The following is a 2,273-nucleotide window of genomic DNA, read 5'->3' as shown; positions in this document are numbered from 1 at the left end:
ACCTTTACTTGTGCAGAGGAAGAGCTTAACTTTAATTCTTGATCTGGATCAATGACAGGTAATGAAGCATAATCAGGCAGTGTAACCTCATAATCAGGGTTAATTCCTTTTTTATGTATCCAATTACCATTCGGGGTTAACCATTTCTCGGTTGTAAATTTCAAATTAGATCCATCTGAAAAATCTTCTGCACGCTGCACCGTACCTTTGCCAAATGACTTTTCACCAACTAAAGATACATTTGCTGACTCTTTAACTGCACCAGCAAGAATTTCAGAAGCACTTGCGCTTCCTTTATCAATAACGACAACCAAAGGAATATTTGGATTTTTTGACCCTTTAGACTTAACTTCCTCTCGATTTCCATTTCGATCCTCGATTTGGAAGATCGTTTTCCCTTCAGGAACAAAAAGACTGGAAATCTCTATTGCCCGTTCTAAAAGACCGCCGGGATTATGCCTTAGATCAAGCACAATTCCCTTCATCCCTTTACTTTGTAATTCATTTAAAGTTTCGATTAATTCCTTTGTCGTGTTCTCGGAAAATGAAGTGATTTGGACCTTTGCAATGCCATCCTCTAGCATCTCGCCATAAACAGTCTCAATTGGAATCGTATCACGAATAATCGGAACAGATAATGCTTCTTCCATACCTGGTCTTTGAATGGACAGCTCTACTTTTGTCCCTTTTTTCCCTCTTATTAAAGTAACTGCCTCGGTGGCACTCATACCTTGAATACTTTTCCCATCAACGGAAAGTACCTTATCATTCGGTTTTAAACCAGCCTTTTCAGCGGGAGAGCCTTTAATTGGAGTCACAATAACAATGAATCCACCTTGCTCCTGAATTTCTGCACCGATGCCTTCAAAAGAAGAAGAAATGCTTTGATGGAAGCTTTTTGCCTCATCTACCGTCATATAATCCGAATATGGATCATCGAGTGCATCAACCATGCCATTGATGGCGCCATTGATTAATTTGTCCTGATCAACCTCTTGAAAATAGGCATTGTTCAACGTATCAAATGCCGCATATAATTTTTCAAATTCTTTACGGTCAAAAGTACCCTTACCTACGGCCTTTTCACCGCCAAAAGCAAGTGCAAATGCTGTAATCCCTACTGATAAAAAGACAATAACAAACAAGAGCATAACAAAATGGAAATTTTTCATACGAATAAAGCCTGATTGTTTAACCGGTGGTTCTTGATTGACATCTTTCTCTTGCAAAACTTCTCACCACTTTCATAACCAAAAATTTCTCAGTGAAATCCTTAATGAATAGAATACCATTACTCCAATAAAAAGCACAAAGAAAATACATAAATGAAGAAAATTAATAAAAAAGAAGCCAGACATCTCGTCTGACCCCTTCTATATTTTCTTCACAATTTCAAAATACTCTTCTAATGTAAGCTGTTTTTCAAAAATAACAGCTGCTGCTTCTTTACCTACATACCGGAAATGCCAAGGTTCAAATTTATAACCGGTGATTTCTTCTTTCCCTTTAGGGTAACGAAGGATAAAACCAAATCGATGAGCATTTTCAGCTGCCCATTTTCCTTCCATCGTTTCACCAAATTCTTCTGATAACTCAAAGTTGGCACTTTGACTGGATATATCCATAGCTAACCCCGTTTGATGTTCGCTGCTTCCTGGAATGGCTACCGCCTGTATAGCCTTTTCCTCTCCATATTTGTTTACTTCTGCATCAAAAACGGCCCTCTGCCTATCAAATGAACGATATCCGGATACGGCAAATAAATGTATGTCTTGCTTCTTTGCTTCTGTAAACATAGCTTCAAGCGCTTTAGCTGCTTCGTCCCGTAAATAGGCTTTTTCTATATCCTGTTCTCCGAACGAAAACATAACAGCTGGCATGATCAAATCCTCTGGGGCATACCCATCTGGAAGAGAATATTGTTTGTTTACTAAAACCATATGATTCGTTGGATTTTGAATGATCCGCTTTCCATCAACAGTCACTATCTCATTAAAGTAATTTGCTTTAAGAGAAGGAATATCACTTTCCTCGCTGTCGTTCTTCTTGGCAGTTCCGCCTTCCTCTTCCTTAACCGTACCTTCCTCTGGCTGCTTGTTTTCATCCAAAGCTGTCTCTTCCTTTTGTAAAAAAGGAATCTTCTCTAAATATGGCTGAAGCTGATTACAGCCTGCAAGCATAATGGAAGATAATGCAGTTAAAACAACAATCTTTTTCATTTTTTCACCTGTCTTTGATTACTTTTTCCGCCTATTATTTTAACATGAAAAAGA

2 protein-coding genes are annotated in these 2,273 nt (G+C 38.2%); both read right to left on the bottom strand.

The annotated features are described in order from the left end of the window. A partial coding sequence (locus V7149_RS19095) for a S41 family peptidase (RefSeq protein ID WP_438824131.1) occupies nucleotides 1-1,172 on the bottom strand: 1,172 nt, incomplete at its 3' end. 201 nt (nucleotides 1,173-1,373) lie between these two features. Next, nucleotides 1,374-2,219, bottom strand: coding sequence for a M15 family metallopeptidase (locus V7149_RS19090; RefSeq protein ID WP_335347182.1), 846 nt, complete (start codon nucleotides 2,217-2,219; stop codon nucleotides 1,374-1,376). Between the last annotated feature and the right edge of the window lie 54 nt (nucleotides 2,220-2,273).

This window comes from Bacillus sp. JJ1503, from assembly GCF_036965125.1.
Lineage (GTDB): Bacteria > Bacillota > Bacilli > Bacillales > Cytobacillaceae > Cytobacillus.
Note: the sequence above shows the minus strand (reverse complement) of the source record. Positions and strands in the feature narration are given on the sequence as shown.